The 23,485-nt window shown below is 61.7% G+C and carries 16 protein-coding genes; 8 read left to right on the top strand and 8 right to left on the bottom strand.

Features of this window, described 5'->3' with window-relative positions:
* Positions 1-38 precede the first annotated feature (38 nt).
* The 6 genes from AC07OV_RS13075 to AC07OV_RS13050 all read left to right on the top strand — a co-directional run bounded on the left by AC07OV_RS13075 (position 39) and on the right by AC07OV_RS13050 (position 9,142).
* Positions 39-962, top strand: coding sequence for an OmpA family protein (locus tag AC07OV_RS13075; protein ID WP_494997140.1), 924 nt, complete (start codon positions 39-41; stop codon positions 960-962).
* Positions 963-1,097: 135 nt separating this feature from the next.
* Positions 1,098-2,018: an OmpA family protein gene (locus AC07OV_RS13070; protein ID WP_494997141.1), complete on the top strand. Its 921-nt coding sequence runs from the start codon at positions 1,098-1,100 to the stop codon at positions 2,016-2,018.
* Positions 2,019-2,185: 167 nt separating this feature from the next.
* Positions 2,186-4,594, top strand: a complete 2,409-nt coding sequence (locus AC07OV_RS13065) for a type I secretion system permease/ATPase (RefSeq protein WP_494997142.1) — start codon at positions 2,186-2,188, stop codon at positions 4,592-4,594.
* A gap of 59 nt (positions 4,595-4,653) precedes the next feature.
* Positions 4,654-5,832 (top strand): HlyD family type I secretion periplasmic adaptor subunit, encoded by a 1,179-nt coding sequence (locus tag AC07OV_RS13060; RefSeq protein WP_495092365.1) that lies wholly within the window; start codon positions 4,654-4,656, stop codon positions 5,830-5,832.
* A 2-nt stretch (positions 5,833-5,834) separates the two neighbouring features.
* Positions 5,835-7,886: a TolC family protein gene (locus AC07OV_RS13055; RefSeq protein ID WP_495092364.1), complete on the top strand. Its 2,052-nt coding sequence runs from the start codon at positions 5,835-5,837 to the stop codon at positions 7,884-7,886.
* The gene (locus AC07OV_RS13050) at positions 7,883-9,142 is read left to right on the top strand and encodes a hypothetical protein (protein WP_494997145.1); all 1,260 of its coding nucleotides are present in this window, start codon (positions 7,883-7,885) and stop codon (positions 9,140-9,142) included. Before AC07OV_RS13055 ends, AC07OV_RS13050 begins: the two co-directional genes overlap by 4 nt.
* Before the next feature lie 17 nt (positions 9,143-9,159).
* Here the strand turns inward: AC07OV_RS13050 and AC07OV_RS13045 are convergent, their stop codons facing one another.
* Positions 9,160-12,780 carry a transporter substrate-binding domain-containing protein gene (locus tag AC07OV_RS13045; RefSeq protein WP_495092363.1) on the bottom strand — a complete coding sequence of 1,207 codons (3,621 nt, stop codon included), beginning with the start codon at positions 12,778-12,780 and terminating at the stop codon, positions 9,160-9,162.
* 462 nt (positions 12,781-13,242) lie between these two features.
* Between AC07OV_RS13045 and AC07OV_RS13040 the strand changes: the two genes are divergently transcribed.
* A complete protein-coding gene (locus tag AC07OV_RS13040; protein WP_494997148.1) occupies positions 13,243-13,935 on the top strand; it encodes a response regulator in 693 nt (230 codons plus the stop codon).
* Positions 13,936-13,956: 21 nt separating this feature from the next.
* Here the strand turns inward: AC07OV_RS13040 and AC07OV_RS13035 are convergent, their stop codons facing one another.
* Both AC07OV_RS13035 and AC07OV_RS13030 read right to left on the bottom strand, forming a co-directional pair.
* Positions 13,957-14,331: a cell wall hydrolase gene (locus AC07OV_RS13035; protein ID WP_494997149.1), complete on the bottom strand. Its 375-nt coding sequence runs from the start codon at positions 14,329-14,331 to the stop codon at positions 13,957-13,959.
* 136 nt (positions 14,332-14,467) lie between these two features.
* Positions 14,468-15,112 (bottom strand): response regulator, encoded by a 645-nt coding sequence (locus AC07OV_RS13030; RefSeq protein WP_494997150.1) that lies wholly within the window; start codon positions 15,110-15,112, stop codon positions 14,468-14,470.
* A 414-nt stretch (positions 15,113-15,526) separates the two neighbouring features.
* Here AC07OV_RS13030 and nadA point away from each other — a divergent pair, with 414 nt between their 5' ends.
* A complete protein-coding gene (nadA, locus tag AC07OV_RS13025; protein ID WP_495092362.1) occupies positions 15,527-16,585 on the top strand; it encodes a quinolinate synthase NadA in 1,059 nt (352 codons plus the stop codon).
* Between the two features lie 120 nt (positions 16,586-16,705).
* Here the strand turns inward: nadA and AC07OV_RS13020 are convergent, their stop codons facing one another.
* From AC07OV_RS13020 to gcvP, 5 genes are all read right to left on the bottom strand, one after another.
* Complete coding sequence (locus AC07OV_RS13020; protein WP_176994294.1) at positions 16,706-17,194, bottom strand: RDD family protein; 489 nt, start codon at positions 17,192-17,194, stop codon at positions 16,706-16,708.
* Between the two features lie 95 nt (positions 17,195-17,289).
* Positions 17,290-17,502, bottom strand: a complete 213-nt coding sequence (locus tag AC07OV_RS13015) for a cold-shock protein (RefSeq protein ID WP_034109143.1) — start codon at positions 17,500-17,502, stop codon at positions 17,290-17,292.
* Between the two features lie 394 nt (positions 17,503-17,896).
* Positions 17,897-19,021 carry a glycine cleavage system aminomethyltransferase GcvT gene (gene gcvT / locus AC07OV_RS13010; protein WP_494997151.1) on the bottom strand — a complete coding sequence of 375 codons (1,125 nt, stop codon included), beginning with the start codon at positions 19,019-19,021 and terminating at the stop codon, positions 17,897-17,899.
* A 39-nt stretch (positions 19,022-19,060) separates the two neighbouring features.
* Positions 19,061-20,437: an L-serine ammonia-lyase gene (locus AC07OV_RS13005; protein WP_457408817.1), complete on the bottom strand. Its 1,377-nt coding sequence runs from the start codon at positions 20,435-20,437 to the stop codon at positions 19,061-19,063.
* A gap of 188 nt (positions 20,438-20,625) precedes the next feature.
* A complete protein-coding gene (gcvP, locus tag AC07OV_RS13000; RefSeq protein ID WP_495092361.1) occupies positions 20,626-23,478 on the bottom strand; it encodes an aminomethyl-transferring glycine dehydrogenase in 2,853 nt (950 codons plus the stop codon).
* Positions 23,479-23,485 lie beyond the last annotated feature (7 nt).

Genomic DNA, 23,485 nt, shown 5'->3' with positions numbered 1-23,485 from the left:
GCCCGGGTGCCCAGCGGCACCTGCGCGGAGTTTTGATCATGTTTGCACGTCACAACACCCTTACCGCTGCGCTGTTCGCGGCGGCCGTCTGCGCGATGCCATTGGCCCACGCAGAACAGCAATACACCTACCAGTCGGCGGCCATCCAGTCGTTTGGCAATGGTTACCAGCCGGTGGCCCCGGTCTCCGACGGCCAGGCCCAAGTGGTTTACTACCGTGGTACCGATGCTCAGCAGCGCGGTTCGGCCAACGTCTACGTTGACCGCGAGTTCCACACCAGCCTGCTGCCAGGCGGCTACACCGCGTTCTGCGTGGAGCCAGGCAGCCGTACCCTCGGTGCCTACATTGGTGATGCCCCGAGCTACCGTGGCAAGACCACCGACCTGTACTCGGCCAAGCTGGAAGGCGGCAAGACCTACTTCCTCAAGGTCCGTGAAAACGGCAACGGCGCGCCACTGGCCGTGACCCGTGCCGACGCCGAGCGCGAGCTGGCCGGCAGCCGTGCCCAGGTGCAGGCGCTGTCCCGTGCCTCCAAGGTGCAGCAGTGCAACTTCGTCGACAAACCGGCCGAGGCCTTCAAGGACTACGCCTTGTCCGGCGACGTGCTGTTTGCCTTCGGCAAGTCCGGCTACCAGGACATCAGCAGCCGTGGTCGTGTGGCGATCCTGGAGTTGGTCACCCAGCTCAACCGCGAACACACCAAGCTCGACCGCGTAGTCGTGGTGGGCCATACCGACCCGATCGGTGCCTACCAGGCTAACCAGGCCCTGGGCCTCAAGCGTGCGCAAACCGTACGTCGCCTGCTGATCGACGGTGGCATTCCGTCAACCGCCGTGGTTGCCCGCAGCGCCGGCAGCAGCGAGCCGGTCACCGACGAATGCTACGGCAGCAAGGCCGAGCAAGTGGCGTGCAACGCGCCAAACCGTCGTGTGGTGGTCCGCGTGGACGTGAGCGGCCAGTAAGGCCCTCACGCAAAGCCCGCTCCGGGAGGCCTTCGGGCTTCCCGTTCTTTGCCGCAAGCGCTGTGCGTTTGCGGCCTTTTTCTCGACTCAATAATCCGTCACCGGTTCGCTGGTGGCCACGGCGGAGTGACGCCCATGTTTTTACTTAACAGGACCCGAGCCGCCGTACTGATCGGCGCAGCCTTGTTCAATTTACCGGCCTTGGCCAATGTGCCGGCACCCGTGGCGGGCAAAGTGTTCGATGCCACCTACGAGCCGGTCGCGGCCATCGGCGACGACCAGGCCCAGGTGGTGTATTACCGCGCGCTGGGCGGGGTGCAGCGCAAGGGCGCGGCCCATATCTACGTTGACCGTGAGTTCCACACCGGCCTGCTGCCGGGCGGCCACACCACGTTCTGCGTGGCGCCGGGCACCCATACCCTGGGCGCTTACCTGGACGACATGCCGACCTACAAAGGCAAGCACAGCGACCTGTACCAAGCCACCTTGCAAGGCGGCAAGACCTACTACCTGCGCGTGCGCGAAGACGGCAACACCTTCCCGCTGCCTGTGGCTCGCGATGCGGCCGAGGCCGAACTCACCACCTCGCGCACCCAAGTGCACGCGGTGTCCCGCGCCGCGTCCGTCGAAGCGTGCCGGCATTACGACTACCTGGTGGACACGTCGCGCTTCAAGCATTACGCGCTGTCCAGCGACGTGCTGTTTGCGTTTGGCAAAGCCGGCTCGGGGGATATCTCCAAAGCCGGGCACCAGGCCATTGCACGCCTGATCAACGACCTGCATGAGGACGATGCACAGGTCAAAAATGTTCAGGTGATCGGGCATACAGACCCCATCGGTGATGAAGCCAAAAACCAGCAGTTGGGCCAGCAGCGCGCCGACACGCTGCGCCAGCTGTTGATCAACAAAGGCATTCCGGAATCCATCGTCAGCGCTTCCAGCGCCGGCAACCGTGAACCGGTGGTGTACAGCTGCTACGGCAACCGTGCGCAGCAAATTGCCTGCTATGCGCCGAACCGGCGTGTGGTGGTCAAGGTGGAGCTCGGCCGCCCTTGACGCCTGCCTGACAGCAAACCGGGTGTTTTGGGACAGGTCTTATTCTTACAAACAGGCCGTCTCGTCAGAATTCTCCTAACGGTTTCCAAGGCTCGCCGAATCAGCAGGGCATGCCTTGAGACATCCATTTTCAACGCGGTCGCCACCGGCGGCCCAGGACTCTTGTGATGACTACTGACGCGCCTGTTGGCCCAAGCGAGCAGCCTCCCGTGTTGCCCGCCACTCAAACGACGGTCCAGGACACGCTGCTCGACAGCGTGTCGTGGATCTGTGATCACTACGGCGTGGGCAAAAGCCCCGAAGCGCTGACCGCCGGCCTGCCCAAGGGTGGCATGCTGGCACCGTCGCTGGCGCTGGCCGCCTTGGCGGCAGCCGACCTCACCGCTGGCCTGGTGGAGCGACGCCCGCAGGCGTTGCCCCAGCAATTGGTGCCGATCTTACTGCTGCGCAAGGAGCAGGGCGGCTGCGTCTTGCTCGGCCGCACAGTGCGCAACGACGCCGAAGGCAAGCGCGCCTGCTTCTACCAGGTGATCCTGCCGGAAGTCAGCCGTGATGAGCCGGTGGAACTGGACCAGGCCGGCATGGACGCGCTGTACGCCGGCCACGCGATTCTGATCAAGCCTCGTGCCAAGGTCGACCTGCGCGCCGGCGATGAAACCCCGCGCCCGGCCGGCCACTGGTTGCTCAGCACCCTGTGGCGCTATCGCAGCTACTACCGCAGCGCGGCCATCGGCGCGGTGCTGATCAACGTGCTGGGCCTGGCCACCATTTTCTTCACCATGAACGTGTACGACCGCGTGGTACCGAACCAGGCGTTCGTCACGCTGTGGTCGCTGGGCATCGGCGTCTCCATCGCCATGATCTTCGAAGCGATTGCACGTTATGTGCGGGCGCACTTGCTCGACGTGGCCGGTAAAAAAGCCGACCTGGTGCTGGGCACGATGCTGTTCCGCCAGGCGCTGTCGATCCGCATGGAAAACAAACCGGCCTCGTCCGGCTCGTTTGCCAACCAGTTGCGCGAGTTCGAATCGGTGCGCGACTTCGCCACCTCGGCCACGCTGGCGGCGCTCACCGACCTGCCGTTTGTGCTGATGTTCGTCGGCGTGATCTTTGTGGTGGGCGGCCCGCTCGGCTGGGTGCCGTTGTTGCTGATCCCGCTGATCTTGATCATCAGCATCATCATCCAGTGGCCACTGGCGCGCACCATGAAAGAGAACATGCGCGAAGGCGCGCTCAAGCAAGGCGTGCTGGTGGAGTCGGTCGAAGGCCTGGAAACCCTCAAGGCCGTGGGCGGCGAAGCCTACATGCAGCGTCGCTGGGAAAACTTCAGCGCGCTGTCGGCGGCCACGTCCATGAAGTCGCGTTCGCTGTCGAGCCTGGCAACCGGCGTGGTGGCGTTCCTGCAACAGATCCAGACCGTGGTGCTGATCATCATCGGTGTGTACCTGATCGATGCCGGTGACCTGAGCATGGGCGGCCTGATCGCCACCGTGATGCTCGCCGGCCGCGCCACCGGGCCATTGGGCCAGGTGATCGGTTTGGCGGTGCGTTTCCAGCAAGCCAAGGCGGCGCTCGGTTCGCTCAATGGCCTGATGGCCATGCCGGTGGACCGCGACCCTAAAGGCCAGTACCTGTCCAAGCCGCCGCTGTCGGGCCAGTTGACCCTCAAGAACGTCGGCTTTTCGTACCCGGCACCGCCGATGCAGCCCAACCCGCCGGTGCTGCAAGGCATCAATATGACCGTTGCGCCCGGTGAGCGCGTGGCGATCCTGGGCCGCATCGGCAGTGGCAAGTCCACGCTGTTGCGGGTGATGGGCCGCCTGTACGCGCCGGTCGAAGGGCAGATGTTCACCGATGGCCTGGACGTCAACCAGATCGACCCGGCCGACTGGCGCAAAGCCGTCGGTTATGTGGGCCAGGATGCACGCCTGTTCTACGGCTCGCTGCGTGAAAACGTGATGCTCGGCCGCCCCGACGCCACCGCCGAGGAGTTCTTGCGAGTGCTGCGCCTCACCGGCCTGGACCACATTGCCGCCAAGCACCCCAAAGGCATCAACCTGCCGATTGGCGAAATGGGCGAGGGCTTGTCGGGCGGTCAACGGCAGTTGGTGTCCCTGGCGCGCAGCCTGTTGGCGCGGCCAAAAATGCTGCTGCTCGATGAGCCGACCAGTGCCATGGATACACAGACCGAGATGGCGTTCCTGGACCACCTCAAGCGTGCCACCGAAGGCCAGGCCATGGTGGTGGTGACGCATCGCCCTTCATTGCTGGCGCTGGTGGACCGCATCGTGGTGGTCGACGACGGCAAGATCGTGGCCGATGGCCCCAAGGCACAGATTCTTGAGGCGCTGTCGGGCAAGCCCGCCGCAAAAGCTGCGCCGACGCCAACGCCCACAGAGGCAACGGCCAAGGCGGCGCCGGCGAGGGCGCGCCCAGCCCCGGCGCCGGTGCGGGCGCCAGCAACAGAAGCGCCGGCGTTTCAGATCACCCCACGCACTCAGGTGCCAACGAACAACGCAACACGACCCGCGGTCTCTCCTGTTTCAGGCCCCGCGACAGGCGAGGTAGCCCCGTGATCCGCACACTTTTCGGCCGTTAACCCAAGGCCAACCTCGAACCCGGCGATGCCGCGTTCATGAACGATGTCAAAGAGTCGTTGCTGTCCCAGACCACCCCCGGCTCCAAGCTGGTGTTGTACCTCATCGCCGCTGTGCTGGTGATCGGTGTGGTGTGGGCGTACTTCGCACGGGTCGAGGAAATCACCCTGGGCGAAGCGAAGATTATTTCCATGAGCCGCGAGCAGGTGATCCAGAGCCTGGAGGGCGGGATTCTGCTGGACATGAATGTGCGTGAAGGCGCCATCGTCGAAAAGGGCGACGTGCTGTTGCGCATCGACCCGACCCGCGCCGAGTCCAGCTACCGCGAAGTGCTGTCCAAGGTCATTGGCCTGAAAGCGTCGATCACGCGATTGCGTTCCGAGGCGTATTCCCAGCCGTTGCAATTCGACGACCAGGTCAAGCAAGACAAGGACGTGGTGGCCCAGGAAACCCGTGCCTACGAGTCGCGCAAACGTGCCCTCAACGACAGCATCAGTGCGTTGGAGCGCAGCTACCAGTTGTCGACCCGTGAAGTGCGCCTGGCCGAGCCGTTGGCGGCCAAGGGCCTGATGTCGGAAGTGGAGCTGTTGCGTATTCGCCGTTCGGCCAACGACATCAAGTCGCAAATCGTCGAGCGCACCAACAAGTTCCAGGCAGACGCCAACTCCGAGCTTTCCAAGCTGGAGCTGGAGCTGTCGCAGATCAGCGAAAACCTGATTGGCCGCGCGGATATCCGTGACCGCACCACCATCACCGCACCCGTGCGTGGCACCGTGAAGAACGTGCGGGTCAGCACCATTGGCGGGGTCATCCAGCCGGGTGAGCACATCCTTGAGATCGTGCCCCTGGAAGAACAACTGCTGGTGGAAGGCAAGATCCGCCCTTCGGATGTGGCCTTCTTGCGCCCGGGCCTGGCGGCGACCGTGAAGATCACGGCGTATGACTACGCGATTTATGGCGGCCTCAAGGGCCGGGTGGAACACATCAGCCCGGACACCCTCAAGGACGACCAGAAGGCGGCGTCGGGTCGCCCGGATGACACCTACTACCGCGTCCTGGTGTTGACCGACAGCAGTGAGCTGACGGCGGGCGGCAAGTCGCTGCCCATCATTCCGGGGATGGTGGCATCGGTGGAAATCCGTACCGGTGAAAAGACCATTCTTAATTACCTGCTCAAGCCCGTGCTCAAGGCGCGCGAAGCCTTCCGGGAGAGATGATCATGACTTACACACATGACCGACGGCCGATGCCGTCGGCACAGGGCACGGCTGCGCCGGCGTTTCGCCTGAGCCTGCTGGCCACACTGGTCTGGAGCCTGTCGGTTGGGTTGCATAGCGTGTCGGTCCAGGCCGATGAATTCCTCGCGTTTTTAGCGGCTGCACCTGGGAGGGATCTGCGTCCTGCCGTGCGTACGGTGGTGCGCGAAGCCGAACCGCGTCGCACAGAAGTGTTGGCTTTCCAGCCGGCAGTGGCAACGGCCTATACGCCACCGCCGCGTGCTGCGGTGGTGCGTGAAGCTGAACCGCGTCGCGCAGAAGTGGTGACGTTCCAGCCGGCAGCGCCAACGGCTTATACGCCACCGCCGCGTCCTGCGGTGGTACGTGAAGCCGAACCGCGTCGCGCAGAAGTCGTGACATTCCAGCCGGCAGCGCCAACGGCTTATACGCCAGCGCCGCGTCCTGCGGTGGTGCGTGAAGCTGAACCACGTCGCACAGAAGTGGTGACGTTCCAGCCCGCAGTGGCAAAGGCTTATACGCCACCGCCACGTCCTGCGGTGGTGCGCGAAGCCGAACCGCGTCGCGCCGAGGTGGTGACGTTCCAGCCGGCAGCGCCAACGGCCTATACACCACCGGCGCGGCCCGTGTCGTCGCGCAGCGAAGCACTGTCGTTTTCCAAGGTGGACGCCAACAGCGTGGCGAAGCCGGCCCCCCGTGCGCCTTCGACGGTGAACGTGGCACCTTCGCGCAGCGGCGAGCTGCCGGGGGTTTCGGCCTTGGCCACCTTGGGCGTTTCTGAGTCTGTGGCGATGCGGCAGGTCACTGCCGTAGGTCCGTCGGAATTCGAGCTGCGCGAGATCCTGCAGCGGGCCGTGCGCGCCGCTGCCGAGCGCAGCCCCAAGGTGCAGGCCGCTGTGGCCGAGCAGTATGCCGCCGACGCCGACATCGATGAAGCCAAGGGCCAGCGTTGGCCCCAGGTCGACCTGAGCACCACCGCCGGTTCCAAGAAGTTCGGCGGCTCGTCGGATAACGAAAGCTCGGGCAGTACCGGGATCAATTTGAGCCTCGTCACCCCCGTGTATGACTGGGGGCGTATCCAGAGCACCATCGAGAGTCGTCGGCACCTGTCGGCGGCAGCCGCTTCGGCCATTGAGGCCGAGTTGGAAAAATCGGCCTTCGATGTGACCCACCGTATCGTCGAGCTGGGCAAGCAACGCCTGATCGTCGACCTCAGCCAGCAGTACGTTGATCGCATGAACGAGCTGGTGAAAATGTTGGCCGGTATCGTCGCCGTGGACAAAGGCCGCGCCAGTGAATTGACCCAGGCCAAGTCACGCCAGTTGCAGGCCCAGGCGGCACGCGATGCGGCCGATACCAAAGCCAAGGATGCCGAGATCAACCTGCGCAAACTGGTGGGTGACCGGCCAATCCCGATCCCGCGCACCCCGCAATGGAACATCCGCCTGGCCAACCTCGATGCGTTGCTGGGCAAGGTGGACAACCATCCCTCGCTCAATCAGGCGCGGGAGCAGACCGAGTCTGCCGAATTGCAGGCCAAGGTGGTGCGTGCATCGTCCTTGCCGCAGTTGAACTGGGTGATCAACAAGTCCACGGCTGATGATGCCTTGGGCCGTGAGCAGCCGTGGGAAACCCATTTGTCGTTGTCCTGGGGCGCCTTCCGGGGCGGCTCCACCCGCGCCTCGGAACGCGCGGCATTGCAGCGCGCTGAAGCCGGTCGCCAAACGGCCGAGCAACAGCGCCTGGACCTGGAATACGGCATTCGCACCGCCAACCATGAGGCCAAGACCTTCCTGGAGCGTGCCGAGTTGTACCGCAGCCTGACGAACGAGTCGGACGGCATTCGCGTGGCGTTTTACGAGCAGTGGTACCACTTGGGTAAACGTACCTTGCTCGACGTGTTGTCGGCCGAGTCCGATCACTACGGCAACCGCGTCAGCGAGATCAGTAACCGCTTCGACGGTTACCAGGCGATTTTGCGCCAGTACGCCGGCGCTGGTGCGCTGGGCGCCTGGTTGCGTGGGGAAGCACGATGAGCCTGGCTAAACACAAGCGTTCCAGCCCGGCCCAGCAGTTTCAGCACTGCGCCCAGGCGTTCCAGGCGGCCATGGCACGCAATGACTTTGCCACGGGGCTGGGCGCGGCCGAAGGCGCATTGAAGCTTGTGCCGCAGCATATGGGCGTGTTGTCGGATTACGCGTTGTGCCTGATGCGGCTCAATCATTTCAGCCAGGCGCACGCGGTGTACCTGCGGATCTTCAACGCACCGCCCGCCTTGCAAGCCCAGGCCAGCGCTACGTGGCTGGATGGGTTGGCTGAGGTCTGCGGCCGCCTGGGCTTGTACGACGACATACGCACCTATGGCAAGCTTTCACTGGAACGTGCCGACGCACGCCACGGCCATGCCGTCGAGCCGGGGCCGCGAGCGGCTGCACCGGCGGCCTTTGAGCCGGGCGCGCCTGAACGCAACATCATCGCCTACACCTTGTTCGGTGACAGCCCGCGCTATTGCGAGTCGGCTGTCGCCAATGTGCAGGTGGCCCGGGAGCTGTTTCCCGCGTGGCGTTGCCGTGTCTACCTGGATGACAGCGTGCCGGCGCTGATCCGGCAACGCCTGCTGGCGGCCGGCGCCCAGGTGATCGACATGAGCGGTTCGGCGCGTGACGGTGTGCACCCGTTGATGTGGCGTTTCCTGGTGGTGGATGACCCGGAGGTAGACCGCTACCTGATCCGCGATGCGGACTCGCTGCTGTCTGAGCGTGAGCAAGTGGCCGTCGAGCAGTGGCTGGCGAGCCCCTGCTGGTTTCACCATATGCGCGATTATTTCACCCACACCGAATTGATCCTGGCGGGGCTGTGGGGCGGTTGCCGTGGCGGTTTGCCTGCGTTGAAACCGCTGATGCAAGCCTGGCTGGCGCAGCAGTCCGACGTGACGCGCTTTGCCGACCAGTTGTTCCTGCGTGAGCAGGTGTGGCCGATGCTGCGCCAGAGCGTGTTGAACCATGATGAGTGGTTCGATTTTCATGACGCCCAGCCGTTTCCGGCGCATGCCCCGATTCGCTGGCAGACCGAGCGCTTTCATGTGGGCAGCAATGCGAGTTTCAAGGCGATCCGTGGCCCCAGCACCAAGGCCTGTGGTGAATACCAGGGCTGGCGTGTACTCGATCAGGCGGGCCAGGAAGTGTGCCGCTACCATTCGAAGGTACACGCGCAGTGCTGGTCGGCGGACCTGCCGTTTTTTGTCGCGGCGCCCCTCAGCGCCGGGCAGTGGCGGGTGGAACTGACGGACTAGCCGCCAGTGCCCCGGCGTTAGGCAATCTCGGCCAACAACTGTTGTTCCAGGGTTTGCATCACCGCCATGACGCGTTCCACTTGCGGGTGATACGCCCCGGGCGGATCTTGTTCGAGCAGGTCTTCCAACTGCGTGCAGGCCTCGACCAGTTGCTGGGCGCCGGCCATGAAGGCGCCGCCTTTGACTTTGTGGGTCAGCGTGCCGATTTTCCGGGTGTCGTTGGTACTCAGCAGCGCCTTGAAGCTGGCACGGTCTTCGTAGCTGGCATTGATGAATTGCTCGACCAGGGGCTTGTACGCGTCGGGCGCGAGGAATTTAAGCTTCTGCAATTCCCCGCCACTCGCGTTGGCCGCACCGGCGCGCCGGGCCGCTTCGGCAGAGACGGCACCGATGTGTTGGGCCAGGGCCTCAATGCCGGTCGGCTTGAACAGGCACTGGGTCATGCCCGCATCCAGGCAGTCCTGGATAACTTGCGACTGGGCATGGGCCGTCAGGCCAAAGATGGGGTGCGGGCTCATGGCCCGGTCCTGTTCCAGGTTGCGCATCTGGCGGGTCAGCTCATAGCCGTCCATCAGCGGCATATTGCAGTCGGTGATGGTCAGGTCGAAGGGCGGGTCGGCCTGCTTCCATTCGGCCAGGGCGGTTTCGCCATCGTCACAAGGCACCACGCGGTGCCCCAGGAACTCGAGTTGCTGGCACAGCAGCAAGCGATTGGGTGCGTGGTCCTCGACCACCAGGATGTTCAGGCGGTGGTTCGGTGTGCCGGGCGCTTGCGCCGGTTGTGAGGCGGGCGCAAGTTGGGTGCGCTCGGCGGCGAACTCCAGCTGGAAGCAGGAGCCTTGGCCGAGCGTGCTGGTGACGCTAAGGCGGGCGTCCAGCAACGCCGCCAGGCGTGTGCAAATGCTCAGGCCCAAGCCGGTGCCGCGCGCGCTACGGGTGCCGGACGCCACCTGCACGAACGGTTCGAAAATGGCCTTTTTCGCGGCTTCGCTCAAGCCCACGCCCGAGTCGCGTACCTCGATCAAATAGCGGCAAAACCCTGTGGTGGCGTCATCCGGCAATTGCTTGAGCGACAACGTCACCGACCCGTGTTCGGTGAACTTGATCGCGTTGCTGATCAGGTTGGCGATGATCTGGTTGAGCATCAACGAATCGATGATCACCAGCGGGTCATGGGCGTCGACCCGCAGGTCGAAGCCCAGGTGTTTGTTCTGTGCATTGACCTCGAACAGGGTGTGCACCGACTCCAGCAGTTCGATCAAGTGGGTGGGACGATGCAACGGGTGCATCGCGCCGGCTTCGATTTTCGACAGGTCCAGGATATCGCCGATCAATGACAGCAACGATTGCGCGGAGAGGTGCGCCACCCGCAGGTTTTCGTCCAGCTGTTCCGGGGTGCCACCGCGCACCCGCAGCATCTCGATCAGCCCGATCAGCGCACTGATGGGCGTGCGGATTTCATGGCTCATGCTCGCCAAAAAGGTCGACTTGGATTCGTTGGCATCATCGGCCGCTTCCTTGGCCAGCAGCAATTGCTCCATCAATTGCTCGCGCTCGCTGATGTCCAACCAGCCACCGATCACCCCGGAGAACTCACCGGCAGCGTTCTGGAAGGGCAGCGTCCAGTGGTAGATCTGGCGCTGCTGGCCGTCGATCTCGATGTCCAGGTCGGCGAAGGTCGGTTCCTGGCTCTTCTCGCTCTGTGCATAGATCTGCTGGTACTGGACGCTGAGCGCTGGCGAGATCACGCCGGTTTCACTCAGGGTCTTGCCGATGACTTCATCCTGGGTCGTGTGCAGAAACTCCAGGTAAGCCAGGTTGCACTGGGCCAGGCGCCCTGACTTGTCCCGCACATACAGCGCGATAGGGGAACCGTCGATCAAGGTTTTGCTGAACGCCAGTTGGTCGCTGAGGGCGCGTTCGGCACTGCGCCGTTTGCGGATCTGGATCTGCAGGTAGTAGTTCCACACCAGAAACGCCAGGACAAACGCCACGGCCGCGCCAATGATGGGGTAGAGGTCATCCTTGTAGGCGTTCCACGAACTGGAAACGGCCGGCGCGGCATGGTTGCGCCAGCGGTCACTCAAGGTCTTGAGCTCTTCGGGGGGAATGCCCAGCAGCACCTTGTTGATGATGCTTTTGAGCTGCGGGTCGTCATCACCGACCGCCATGGCGATGCGGGCGGGGTATTCACCGATCACGGCACTGATCTGCAAGGCATCCTGGAAATGCTGCTTGATGAAGTAATCGGCGCCGATCTGGATATGCACCGCCGCGTCGACGTCGCCCTTGGAGAGCATTTCGATACCGCGCACGGCATTGGGAACCGGTACCTGGATGATTTGCGGGTAGTGCTGCGTCAGCCAGTTGGCCAGCGGGTTGCCGGTGGGAATGCTCAGGCGTTTGCCGTTGAGTGCGTCGAGGTTGTCCAGCGTGGTGCCCGAGCGTCGGGTCACCAGCACGAACGGGTTGATGAGGTAAGGCCGGGTGAATTGTTCGGGCTTGAGCCGCGCTTCGCCAATGCTGAGGGCGGCGATCAGGTCGGCCTGATTGTCCTGAAGCTGTTTGAGCATGGTGGAAATGCTGTTGCTGCGCACGATCTCCAGTTTCAGGCCGGTACGTTGGCTGACGATTTTCAGCAAGTCCGCACTGAGGCCCTGGAACTCATCATGGTCATCAAAAAACGTCAGGGGCGCATAGGCGCCGGCCACGAGAATCCGGATGGACTTATGGCTGGCCAGCCAGGCCGTCTCGGCGGCATCCAGATCGAGCGGGGGTTGGTCCACGACAAAGTTGTTGCTCAAGCCCCAGCGGGTGGTGATGCGCATCATGTCCAGGGGCGGGATGGCGTCGAGGGTGGTGTTGATCGCCTTCAACAAGTGCGGCTGGCGGTCGCTGACCGCGAAATTGATGTCGGCCGAGGCGCGGGGGAGGGCGTCGCCCGAGATATATACGTCGTTGTTGTAGAGCAGGCGAATCATGAACTCGGCGGTAATCGCATCCATCCACATGGCGTCTGCCTGGTTGTACACCAGTGACGTCAGGCCGATCAGATGGTTGGTGTATTGGATCAACCGGGCTTTGGGGTACTGCGTTTGCAGGGCGGCGCCGACGCTGTCGTCACCCACGTAGGCCAGGCGCTGGCCGTCCAGGTCGGCGGTCGGCGGCAAGGTTTCGCCGATACGCCGGGCGATGACCTTGCGATTGAGCAGGTAGGGACGCGATTGTGTCAGCGCACCTTCCTGGCCCTGGGTGATGTCGTGCAGCGCCAGCAGGTCCACTTCGCCTCGGGCCAGCGCCTCTCGGGCCTCCTTGGGGGTGGGGTAGCGCCAGATCTTCAAACGCAGCCCGGTGGCTGCACGTATGGCGCCCAGGTAGTCCGCCGCCACGCCTTCGAACTGACTTTGGTCGAAGCCCATGTGCAAGGGCGGTAGCGCGCCGTTCCAGATCGCCACATTGATTTCGGGGCCGGTGGCGAGCCAGGCGCGGGTCTGGGTATCGAATTCGACGTGAGGAATGTTGGTGGGAGCGTTGACTAGCAGCTGCACCGGCTCACGGGGTTGCGCCAGGGCGCAGGTCGCAATCAACAGGATCAAGGTGCCCGTTAACCAGGCGAACAAACGTTGAAAGGTCTTCAAGGTGTCAGGTCCAGTAGGAAGCATTGACGTTCAAGCCCGGTAGGACGGGCGCCCTGAAAAATCAGCGTCCGTAGTTTCCGTCATTTTATTCTGTAAGATTTAATACCAGTCAACATAGCTCCCTGCCTGCATTCACGCTTGTGCAATATCTCCCTCTGGCATCCTTTTGTCGGTCTCTGGCCTGTGCCGCGGCTCTGTTTGAGCGCTTTTTTTCTGGAAAAAACGATGGGCTTTGCAGTCACGCCAGACTGACCGGTTTTATGCCGCATTAGTGTGCTGGTATTTATTTTATTTCAATAAAATCAATATGTTATATGTTGTAGTTCGCGGTTGTAGGTCGAATCCTCAGAATCGCTATTCCCAGGTTTTTTTTCTCTCAGACTTAGGATAGTGTGTATTTATAATGGCGAATGACCTGTCAGGTAATTCGCGCAATTTCGTGTGTATCCGGAGGGCTTTACGATGAGATGGTCGGTCGTTTCACCGCTCAAGGTGGCGCTCCTGGATGACCACGCGTTGATACGTGACGCACTGACGGTTCGTTTGTCCTCCGAGTCCGACATCAAAGTCGTCGGCGTGTATTCCCAAGGTAACCAGCTTCTGCAGGCGCTACGTGAAGAGGCAATCGACCTGGTGCTCCTCGATTACCAATTGAGCGATGGTGAACTCGACGGCTTGCGGCTGATTCAGCTGTTGCGCGGCCATCATCCTGACTTGCGCATCCTGGTGCTTTCGTCCATGGAACGGCCCGCGACGGTCAATATGGCCATACGCGCGGGTGCCAACGGTTTCTTCGGCAAGTCACAGAACCCTGAGCACTTGGTACGCGCGATTCGCACGGTGGCGCTGGACCGCTTGTACCTTTCGCCGGCCATGGCCTCAGAGTTGGATTCAACCCCCGAAACACCCACTTCTGCGTCGGTTGAGGAAGGCGATTCGGGCTCTGAACAACTGGTCAACTACCCTGCGTTGTCGCCCAAGGAGCGTGAAGTGCTGCGTTGCTGCCTTGAGGGGATGTCCGTCTCGCAAATTGCCGTCAAGTTCCTGCGCAGTCGCAAGACGATCAGCGGTCAGAAACAGGCCGCATTACGCAAACTGAATGTGCGCACCGATACGGAACTGTTCAAGTTACACCTGCACCTCAAGGACATCTGAAGCGATCACCTGGCCCGATGGTCAGTTCTCGGTATAGAAAATATGCCGGCCTATGCGCATTTTTTTCTGAAAGGATCGACTCCAGTAGGGTTGGATGTTTGAGGCATGAAAGTGCGTGGCGCCGCCGGTGGGATCCTTGTGCTCTCCGTTGAGCACTTGCGTCGCGATGGTCTTGGCCTTGCGCCACGCCTTTTCTTCCTTCGGTTGGCGCTGGGCATTGGAGTGCGTCCAGGAAAACTGCCGTTCCCGGTATACCTCCCTGCAAATGTTTTCCGTCTGCCAGCCGGCGCGGTTCATGGTGACGCTTGCCACCGCGATTTGGCCGTTTTCGGGCTCTCCACGGGACTCGTGATAAATATTTAATGCTAAACACAAGAGTGTATTGGCGGTGTTCATTGATAGACCTCTAGTGCAATCCAACCTCCTTGATCTTGAGATAAATAAGGTGCAGAAGTGCACGCCTATCTTTTACGGGTGGAGTTTGCGGGTGTTTTAATTAATCGTGTGAATTAGGGTGAGCACGGCGCGGGTGTTACACCGAATGTGTCAAGGACAACCCATTGCGCCTGGCTATTTCATACAACTCAATGGTCGTGTTGGCGTTCAACTTCAATGACAGCCTGGCTTTATAGGTGCTCACGGTTTTGTTGCTCAGGTGCATGCTTTCGGCAATGGACTTTTGAGTTTGCCCGCAAGACAGCCTTTGCAGAATGCACAGTTCTCTCAGGGACAGTGAACTCAACAGTTTTTCATCCTTTCGGGTGTCATGTTCCACACCAACAGCGGCGGGCCCTCTGTTCGGGAAGTAGTTGTACCCCGTTGCGATTATTCGGATGGAATCGATTAATCTGGACGGTTCTTCATGCTTGTAGACCAGGCCGTGTGCACCCTCTGACATACAGCGTTCGGTAATGGTGTTCGAGACTAAACTCGTAAATACCACTATCTTCGTGGGGATCCTTTGCAGATTTAATTGCCTGATCAAGTGCAGGCCATCCAGTTCGGGTTGTGCGACATCCAGTAGTAAAAAGCCAGGGCGAAGTGAGGCGCATAGCTCTAATGCGTCTTTCGCAGTGTTGGCTTCACCGACAACTTTGTGCCCGTGGTCATTCAGTATTTTACGAAGACTCAGGCGGACGATCGGATGATTGTCGGCGATTACGGTTCTGTTGTTCACGGTGTGGCTCGGGTATGAATTGAGTTGAGGCAATTCTTACCGTTACTTACGAGATTGGCAATTTTTCAGAGTGCTTTTGAGACAAGTCTTAAGTTTGTTTTTTGTATAGGCTGAGGCGCGCGGGGTTTAAATATTTATAAACGTTGAGTGATTTCTGCTGCGTCACCGATTCGCGCAGTTCTACAAAAGAACGTTATGGCGCCCGACCTCTCCACGGGCAAAGGCGATGCGGTTTGCGGCTGCGGTGTCTGGGGCGCATCTTTTAGGCTTTTGAAACCCCTCGATATTCTGTAGCCTTGCGCAGCTTCACCCGTGCTTGATGAACACAATCACTTCGTCCGGCGGTGCCCGAAGGGGCCCAGAGCCGGTGGTACACTCGACTTTCGCGCAACTGCGCCTGCAGGTCTTGCGAACATGACGCACATTTCCGAACGCCTTCTGGTTCAAGCCCACCTCGATGCCAAGCAGCCCAAGGCCCTGAGCATCGAAGAAGAGGCGAGCCTGCGCGCCGCCATCGCTGCCGAGCTCAAGGCTCAAGACGCGGTGCTGGTCGCCCACTTCTATTGCGACCCGGTGATTCAGGCCCTGGCCGAAGAAACCGGCGGCTGTGTCTCCGACTCCCTCGAAATGGCACGCTTTGGCGCTGCCCACCCGGCCAAGAGCGTGTTGGTGGCCGGCGTGCGTTTCATGGGCGAGACCGCCAAGATCCTCACCCCCGAAAAACGCATCCTCATGCCCACCCTGGAAGCCACGTGCTCCCTGGACCTTGGCTGCCCGGTGGATGAGTTTTCGGCGTTCTGCGACCAGCATCCCGAGCGCACGGTGGTGGTGTACGCCAACACCTCGGCGGCGGTCAAAGCCCGCGCCGATTGGGTGGTGACGTCCAGCTGCGCGCTGGAAATCGTCGAAAGCCTGATGGACAACGGCGAAACCATCATCTGGGGCCCGGACAAACACCTGGGCACCTACATCCAGCGCCAGACGGGTGCCGATATGCTGCTGTGGGACGGTGCGTGCATCGTGCACGAGGAGTTCAAGTCCAAGCAGTTGGAGGACATGAAGGCGCTGTACCCGGACGCCGCGATCCTGGTTCACCCGGAGTCGCCGACCTCGGTGATCGAACTGGCAGATGCCGTCGGCTCTACCAGCCAGCTGATTGCCGCCGCGCAGCGCTTGCCGAACAAAACCTTCATCGTGGCCACTGACCGCGGCATCTTCTACAAGATGCAGCAGCTGTGCCCGGACAAGGTTTTTGTCGAAGCGCCTACCGCCGGCAACGGCGCTGCGTGCCGCAGTTGCGCACACTGCCCGTGGATGGCGATGAACACCCTGGAGCGCACGTTGCAGTGCCTGCGTGAGGGCAGCAACGAGATCTTCGTGGAGCCTTCGGTGATCCCGCATGCAGTGCGCCCGCTCAAGCGCATGCTTGACTTCACCCAGGCTGCGCGACTGAAGCTGGCCGGTAACGCCTGACTTCGTTGTGTGGGAGCTGGCTTGCCTGCGATAGCGGTCTATCAGTCAATATTGCAGTGACTGGACTGACGTTATCGCAGGCAAGCCAGCTCCCACATTTGCATCTTCGCTAGCCTGGAATTACTTCTTTTGCTTGGGGATATGTACCAGCTGCGTGTCCGAGTAGATGTCATGCCAGCTGCGTTTGCGCTTATCAAACAGCGACCAGATAAACCCCAGCCCCACGCATAGCCACGACGCAATCGACACCACAAAGCGCAGCAGCGCCTGCCACAGGCTGATGCGTGAGCCATCGGCGTTCTGTACACGCACACCCCACACCTGCATGCCCAGGGTCTGCCCCGAATGGGTCCAGAATTTGGCGAAGAAACCAAACAGCACGAAAAACAGGATCGTCGACAGCAACGGGTCGCCGTCCAGTGCGCCGGACTCGGTGAGCGTGCGCATCCTGGCCTCGCCGATAAACGCCATCCACACCAGCTTGTAGAGGAATGCGGTGACGATCAGCAGCGCGGTGCACAGCAGGAAGTCATAGAACATGGCTGCCAGACGCCGGCCAAGGCCAACGGCGGGGAAATCGCCCTGGGGGGTCAGCAAGGGTTTGGACATGGCAGGGCTCTCAGAATAAAAAAGTCATTCTACGAACAAACGCGCATAAAAAAGCCCCTGATGTCACCATCAGGGGCTTTTTGTCGCAGGAAGGATCAGCCTTCTGCTTGTACTTCGTCAGCCTGCATGCCTTTCTGGCCTTGCACGGCTTTGAACGTGACCTTCTGGCCTTCTTTCAGGCTCTTGAAGCCGTTGCCCTGGATAGCGCGGAAATGCACGAACAGATCCGGACCGCTTTCTGGAGTGATAAAACCAAACCCTTTCTCGTCGTTAAACCACTTGACGGTGCCGCTCTGACGATCTGACATTTTCTTCTTTCCTTTGACGCTAAAAATTAATGACAGCCCCTTTCGCATGAAAGAGTACTGGGCTGAGTTGCAGGAAAGTAAGAGACGTCGAACGGGTTGTAGCACAACTACTTCAGCTACTGCCCAGGTCCAGGTTCAAAGCGACCCATGCAAACACAGTGAACAAACTCTACGCCAACTAAAGGAGAAAAAACAAGCCCTGCCAAAAGCCCAGGTTTTGCTCGGCTTTGTGACACTTTGGTCAACAATGTGGATCCCACTTATTCGATAGAGTTGATCACTTGTTATAGGTTATTCCCTAGTGCATTGACTATCGTCAATGCACTGTTTTATGGCGGTTGCGTTACAGTTTAGTGCACATTAACGCAGCCGCGTTACTTATAGAAACAGTCACTCAGCCACGGTAGTAACGTTGCGGCACAAATGGCATTTTACTTACACGTAGTGGCACCTTTTTCCCACGTACCAACGCAGACACTTCGGTGTCCAGTGCGATGAACGCGCTGTCCAGGTAACCCATGGCCAGCGGGCCGCCCAGCGTCGGGCCAAAACCGCCGCTGCACACGCTGCCGATGACGGTGCCGTGTTCATCGACGATTTCTGCGCCTTCACGCACCGGGGTGCGCTCTTGAGGCAATAGGCCCACGCGCTTGCGGCTCACACCGGCTTGTTGCTGGGTGAAGATCCGGTCGGCGCCCGGGAACCCACCGGCGCGCGCGCCATCGGCACGGCGGGCCTTGGAGATCGCCCACAACAGGCTGGCTTCGATTGGCGTGGTGTCGGTGTTCATGTCGTGGCCGTAGAGGCACAGGCCGGCTTCCAGGCGCAGGGAGTCGCGGGCGCCCAGGCCGATGGCCTGTACTTCGGTCTCGGCCAGCAGGCTGCGGGCCAGGCTCTCGGCGTTGGCGGCGGGCACCGAGATTTCGAAACCGTCTTCACCGGTGTAGCCCGAACGGCTGACGTAGCAGTCCACGCCCAGCAGGCGCAGGGTGGCGAACTGCATGAAGGTCATCTTGGTGACTTCCGGTGCCAGGCGCGCCAGCACCTTCACCGCTGCCGGGCCTTGCAGGGCCAGCAGGGCGCGCTCTTCGAACAGCGGTTCGATGCTGCACTGGTCGCCGATGTGCTTGCGCAGGTGGGCCAGGTCCTGGTCTTTGCAGGCAGCGTTGACCACCAGGAACAACTCGTCGTTACCCAGGTTGGCCACCATCAGGTCGTCGAGGATGCCGCCCTGTTCGTTGGTGAACATGGCGTAGCGCTGCATGCCCACCGGCAGGTCGATGATGTCGACCGGCACCAGGGTTTCCAGGGCCTTGGCGGCGTTCGCGCCGGTGAGGCGGATCTGGCCCATGTGGGACACGTCGAACAGTCCGGCCTGATCACGGGTGTGCAGGTGTTCTTTCATCACGCCCAACGGGTATTGCACCGGCATGTCGTAGCCGGCGAAGGGCACCATACGTGCGCCCAGCTCGATGTGGAGTGCGTGCAACGGGGTTTTCAACAGGGTTTCGGTGGACATATTCAGCTCCTGAAAAACGTGCTGGCGCGCCTTGGGGCGTCAGCACTCGATAATGTTGACCGCCAAACCGCCACGGGCGGTTTCCTTGTATTTGCTTTTCATGTCGGCGCCGGTCTGGCGCATGGTGCGGATGACTTTGTCGAGGGACACAAAATGCTGCCCGTCCCCGCGCAACGCCATGCGCACCGCATTGATGGCTTTCACTGAGCCCATGGCATTGCGCTCGATGCAGGGCACCTGCACCAGCCCGCCAATCGGGTCGCAAGTGAGGCCGAGGTTATGTTCCATGCCGATCTCGGCGGCGTTTTCCACCTGGGAAACCGTGCCGCCCAAGACTTCACATAGCGCACCGGCCGCCATGGAACAGGCCACGCCCACTTCACCCTGGCAGCCGACTTCGGCGCCGGAGATCGAGGCGTTTTCCTTGTACAAAATGCCGATGGCGGCAGCGGTGAGCAGAAAACGCACCACACCGTCTTCGTTCGCGCCCGGGATAAAGCGCATGTAGTAATGCAGCACCGCTGGCACGATCCCGGCCGCACCATTGGTGGGCGCGGTGACCACGCGCCCGCCGTTGGCGTTTTCTTCGTTGACGGCCAGGGCGTAGAGGTTGACCCAGTCCAGCACCGACAACGGATCGCGCAGTGAGGATTCCGGGTTCTTGCACAACTGACGGTGCAGGGCGGCAGCACGACGCTTGACCTTCAAGCCGCCCGGCAAGATCCCTTCATTGCGACAACCTGCGTCCACACAGTCCTGCATCACCTGCCAGATCTTCAGCAACCCGGCGCGGGTTTCCGCCTCTGGGCGCCACGCACTTTCGTTGGTCAACATGACCTGGCTGATGGACAGCCCGTAAGTGGTGCAATGGTTGAGCAAGTCTTTGCCGTGTTTGAACGGAAAGGTCAGGGGCGTGGCGTCTTCGACAATGCGGTCGGCGCCGGCGGCGTCTTCGTCCACCACAAAACCACCACCCACCGAGTAATACTCGCGGCTGCGGATCTGGATATTGGCGGCGTCGAAGGCGCGAAAAATCATGCCGTTGGGATGGTAGGCGAGGGGTTTGCGAATCATCGCCAAGTGTTCTTTCTCGTTGAACGCAATGCTGTGTTCGCCGAGCAAATTCAGGCGGCCGTCCTTGCGCATCTGCGCCAGGCGAGCGGCGACGGTTTCGGTATTCACGGTGTCCGGGTGTTCGCCTTCCAGGCCCAGCAACACGGCCTTGTCGCTGCCGTGGCCTTTGCCGGTGGCGCCCAGCGAGCCATAGAGTTCCACCTTGACGCAGGCGGTGGCGCTCAACAGGTTGTCACGCTTGAGGCCCTCGACGAATCGAGCGGCGGCGCGCATCGGGCCGACGGTGTGGGAGCTGGAGGGGCCGATGCCAATCTTGAACAGGTCGAACACGCTGAGGGACATGGTTGTTCTCCGGTTTCTTATTATTTTCTGAAGGTGCTCGGTCCAACTGTGGAGGCGGGCTATGTGGGAGCTGGCTTGCCTGCGATAGCATCACCCCTGTCTACTTGATAGACCGAGGTGCCTGCATCGCAGGCAAGCCAGCTCCCACAAAAGCCAGCTCCCACATTGGACTGTGTTCCGTCAGTCGGTTACGCGTAGCTCTCGATCGACGGGCACGCGCACACCAGGTTGCGATCACCAAACACGTTGTCCACACGCCCAACCGGCGGCCAGTACTTGCCTTCGATCAACGATGGCACTGGGTACACCGCCTGCTCGCGGGTGTAGGGGTGGGTCCACTCGCTCACCAGTTCTGCAGCGGTGTGCGGCGCGTTTTTCAGGGGGTTGTCGTCCTTGTCCAAGGTGCCGTTTTCCACCGCGCGGATTTCTTCGCGGATGGCGATCATGGCGTTGCAGAAGCGGTCCAGCTCTTCCTTGGATTCACTTTCGGTCGGCTCGATCATCAAGGTGCCGGCCACCGGGAACGACATGGTCGGCGCATGGAAGCCGAAGTCGATCAGGCGCTTGGCCACGTCGTCCACGCTGATGCCGCTGCTGTCTTTCAACGGGCGCAGGTCGAGGATGCACTCATGCGCCACCAGGCCGTTGCTGCCGGTGTAGAGCACGGGGTAGTGCTCTTCGAGGCGACGGGAAATGTAGTTGGCATTCAGGATCGCCAGCTGTGAAGCGCGCTTGAGGCCCGCGCCGCCCATCATGCTGATGTACATCCAGGTGATCGGCAAAATGCTCGCGCTGCCGAACGGCGCCGCGCACACAGCGCCTTCCTTGCGTTCCATGGCCGCGTGGCCTGGCAGGAACGGCGTGAGGTGCGACTTGACGCCAATCGGGCCAACGCCCGGGCCGCCACCGCCGTGAGGGATGCAGAAGGTTTTGTGCAGGTTCAGGTGGGACACGTCGCCGCCGAACTTGCCCGGTGCGCACAGGCCAACCATGGCGTTCATGTTGGCGCCGTCAATGTACACCTGGCCGCCGTTGTCGTGGATGATCCCGCAGATTTCGCGGATGCCTTCCTCGAACACGCCGTGGGTGGACGGGTAGGTGATCATCAGCGCTGCCAGGTGATCGCGGTGCTCGATGGCCTTGGCGCGCAGGTCTTCGATGTCGACGTTGCCACGCGCATCGCAGGCAGTGACGACTACGCGCATGCCGGCCATGTTGGCGGTGGCCGGGTTGGTGCCGTGGGCCGACGACGGGATCAGGCAGATGTCGCGGCGCTCATCGCCACGGCTCTGGTGGTAGGCACGGATGGCCAACAGGCCTGCGTACTCACCCTGGGAACCGGCGTTCGGTTGCAGGGAGATCGCGTCGTAACCGGTGGCCGCGCAGAGCATGGCTTCCAGGTCGGAGGTCAGCTCCAGGTAGCCGGCGCTTTGCTCAGCCGGGGCGAACGGGTGCAGGGCGCCGAACTCGGCCCAGGTCACCGGGATCATTTCGCTGGCAGCGTTGAGCTTCATGGTGCACGAGCCCAGCGGGATCATGGTGCGGTCCAGCGCCAGGTCCTTGTCGGCCAGCTTGCGCAGGTAGCGCATCAGCTCGGTTTCGGAGTGATAACGGTTGAACACCGGGTGGCTGAGCACGGGCGACTGGCGCAGCAGGGCGGCTGGCAGCGTGCTTTCAGTCCGGGCGAAAGCGGGCAGGGCCTTGCCGTCGGCGAAGATCGACCACAGGGTTTCGATATCGGCCTGGGTGGTGGTTTCGTCCACCGATACACCCAGACGCTCGCCATCCACCACACGCAGGTTGATGCGCTGGGCGCGGGCCTTGTCGTGCAGGGCGGCGGTGTTGGCGCCGGTGTTGAGGGTCAGGGTGTCGAAGAAGTGTTCCTGCTCGACCTTCTGGCCCAGTGCGGTCAGGCCCTTGGCCAGGATCGCGGTCAGCTGATGTACACGCTGGGCGATCTGGGTCAGGCCTTTGGGGCCGTGGTACACGGCGTACATGCTGGCGATGTTGGCCAGCAGCACTTGGGCGGTGCAGATGTTCGACGTGGCTTTCTCGCGGCGGATATGTTGCTCGCGGGTCTGCATGGCCAGGCGCAGGGCCGGCTGGCCGAAACGGTCAACAGACACGCCGACCAGACGGCCCGGCATGTCGCGCTTGAACGCATCCTTGGTGGAGAAGTACGCCGCGTGCGGGCCACCGAAGCCCAGCGGCACGCCGAAGCGTTGTGCGCTGCCGATGGCCACGTCGGCGCCGAACTCACCCGGCGGGGTCAGCAGGGTCAGGGCCAGCAGGTCGGCGGCCACGGCCACTAGGGCGTTGGCGGCGTGGAAACGCTCGGTCAGTGCGCGGTAGTCGAATACGTCGCCGTTGCTCGCCGGGTATTGCAGCAGGGCGCCGAAGAACGGGCTGACGTCAGTCAGTTCGCGCTCATCGCCCACCACCACGTCGATACCCAGCGGCTCGGCACGGGTGCGCAGCACGTCGAGGGTTTGCGGGTGGCTGTGGATCGAGGCGAAGAAAGCGTTGCTGCCCTTGTTCTTGCTCAGGCGCTTGCAGAAGGTCATGGCTTCGGCGGCGGCGGTGGCTTCGTCGAGCAAGGAGGCGTTGGCGATCGGCAGGCCGGTGAGGTCGCTGATCAGGGTCTGGAAGTTCAGCAGCGCTTCCAGGCGGCCTTGGGAAATCTCTGGCTGGTAGGGGGTGTAGGCGGTGTACCAGGCCGGGTTTTCCAGCAGGTTGCGCAGGATCGGCGACGGCGTGTGGCAGTTGTAGTAGCCCTGGCCGATGTAGGTCTTGAACAGTTGGTTCTTGCCGGCGATGGCCTTGATCTTGGCCAGGGCCTCGGCTTCGCTCAGGCCGTCTTCCAGGCCGAGCACGCTGGTGCCCTTGATGCTTTCCGGGATCACGCTGGCGCTCAGGGCTTCCAGGGAGTCAAAGCCCAGGCTGGCGAGCATTTGCTGCTCGTCTTCCGCGCGCGGGCCGATGTGGCGGGCGATGAATTCGTTGGCGGTGGTCACGTCTTGTAAAAAAGAGTGTGCGGTCATGGCGCGC

It is taken from the genome of Pseudomonas sp. GW821-FHT09A09, assembly GCF_059418405.1.
This window is presented reverse-complemented; position numbering and strand designations above follow the sequence as displayed.

Excerpts from the sequence above, each read along its gene's own strand:
- AC07OV_RS13075 (WP_494997140.1), top strand. The coding sequence starts at position 39 with ATGTTTGCACGTCACAACACCCTTACCGCTGCGCTGTTCGCGGCGGCC.
- AC07OV_RS13070 (WP_494997141.1), top strand. The coding sequence starts at position 1,098 with ATGTTTTTACTTAACAGGACCCGAGCCGCCGTACTGATCGGCGCAGCC.
- AC07OV_RS13065 (WP_494997142.1), top strand. The coding sequence starts at position 2,186 with ATGACTACTGACGCGCCTGTTGGCCCAAGCGAGCAGCCTCCCGTGTTG.
- AC07OV_RS13060 (WP_495092365.1), top strand. The coding sequence starts at position 4,654 with ATGAACGATGTCAAAGAGTCGTTGCTGTCCCAGACCACCCCCGGCTCC.
- AC07OV_RS13055 (WP_495092364.1), top strand. The coding sequence starts at position 5,835 with ATGACTTACACACATGACCGACGGCCGATGCCGTCGGCACAGGGCACG.
- AC07OV_RS13050 (WP_494997145.1), top strand. The coding sequence starts at position 7,883 with ATGAGCCTGGCTAAACACAAGCGTTCCAGCCCGGCCCAGCAGTTTCAG.
- AC07OV_RS13040 (WP_494997148.1), top strand. The coding sequence starts at position 13,243 with ATGAGATGGTCGGTCGTTTCACCGCTCAAGGTGGCGCTCCTGGATGAC.
- AC07OV_RS13035 (WP_494997149.1), bottom strand. The coding sequence starts at position 14,331 with ATGAACACCGCCAATACACTCTTGTGTTTAGCATTAAATATTTATCAC.
- nadA (WP_495092362.1), top strand. The coding sequence starts at position 15,527 with ATGACGCACATTTCCGAACGCCTTCTGGTTCAAGCCCACCTCGATGCC.
- AC07OV_RS13020 (WP_176994294.1), bottom strand. The coding sequence starts at position 17,194 with ATGTCCAAACCCTTGCTGACCCCCCAGGGCGATTTCCCCGCCGTTGGC.
- AC07OV_RS13015 (WP_034109143.1), bottom strand. The coding sequence starts at position 17,502 with ATGTCAGATCGTCAGAGCGGCACCGTCAAGTGGTTTAACGACGAGAAA.
- gcvT (WP_494997151.1), bottom strand. The coding sequence starts at position 19,021 with ATGTCCACCGAAACCCTGTTGAAAACCCCGTTGCACGCACTCCACATC.
- AC07OV_RS13005 (WP_457408817.1), bottom strand. The coding sequence starts at position 20,437 with ATGTCCCTCAGCGTGTTCGACCTGTTCAAGATTGGCATCGGCCCCTCC.
- gcvP (WP_495092361.1), bottom strand. The coding sequence starts at position 23,478 with ATGACCGCACACTCTTTTTTACAAGACGTGACCACCGCCAACGAATTC.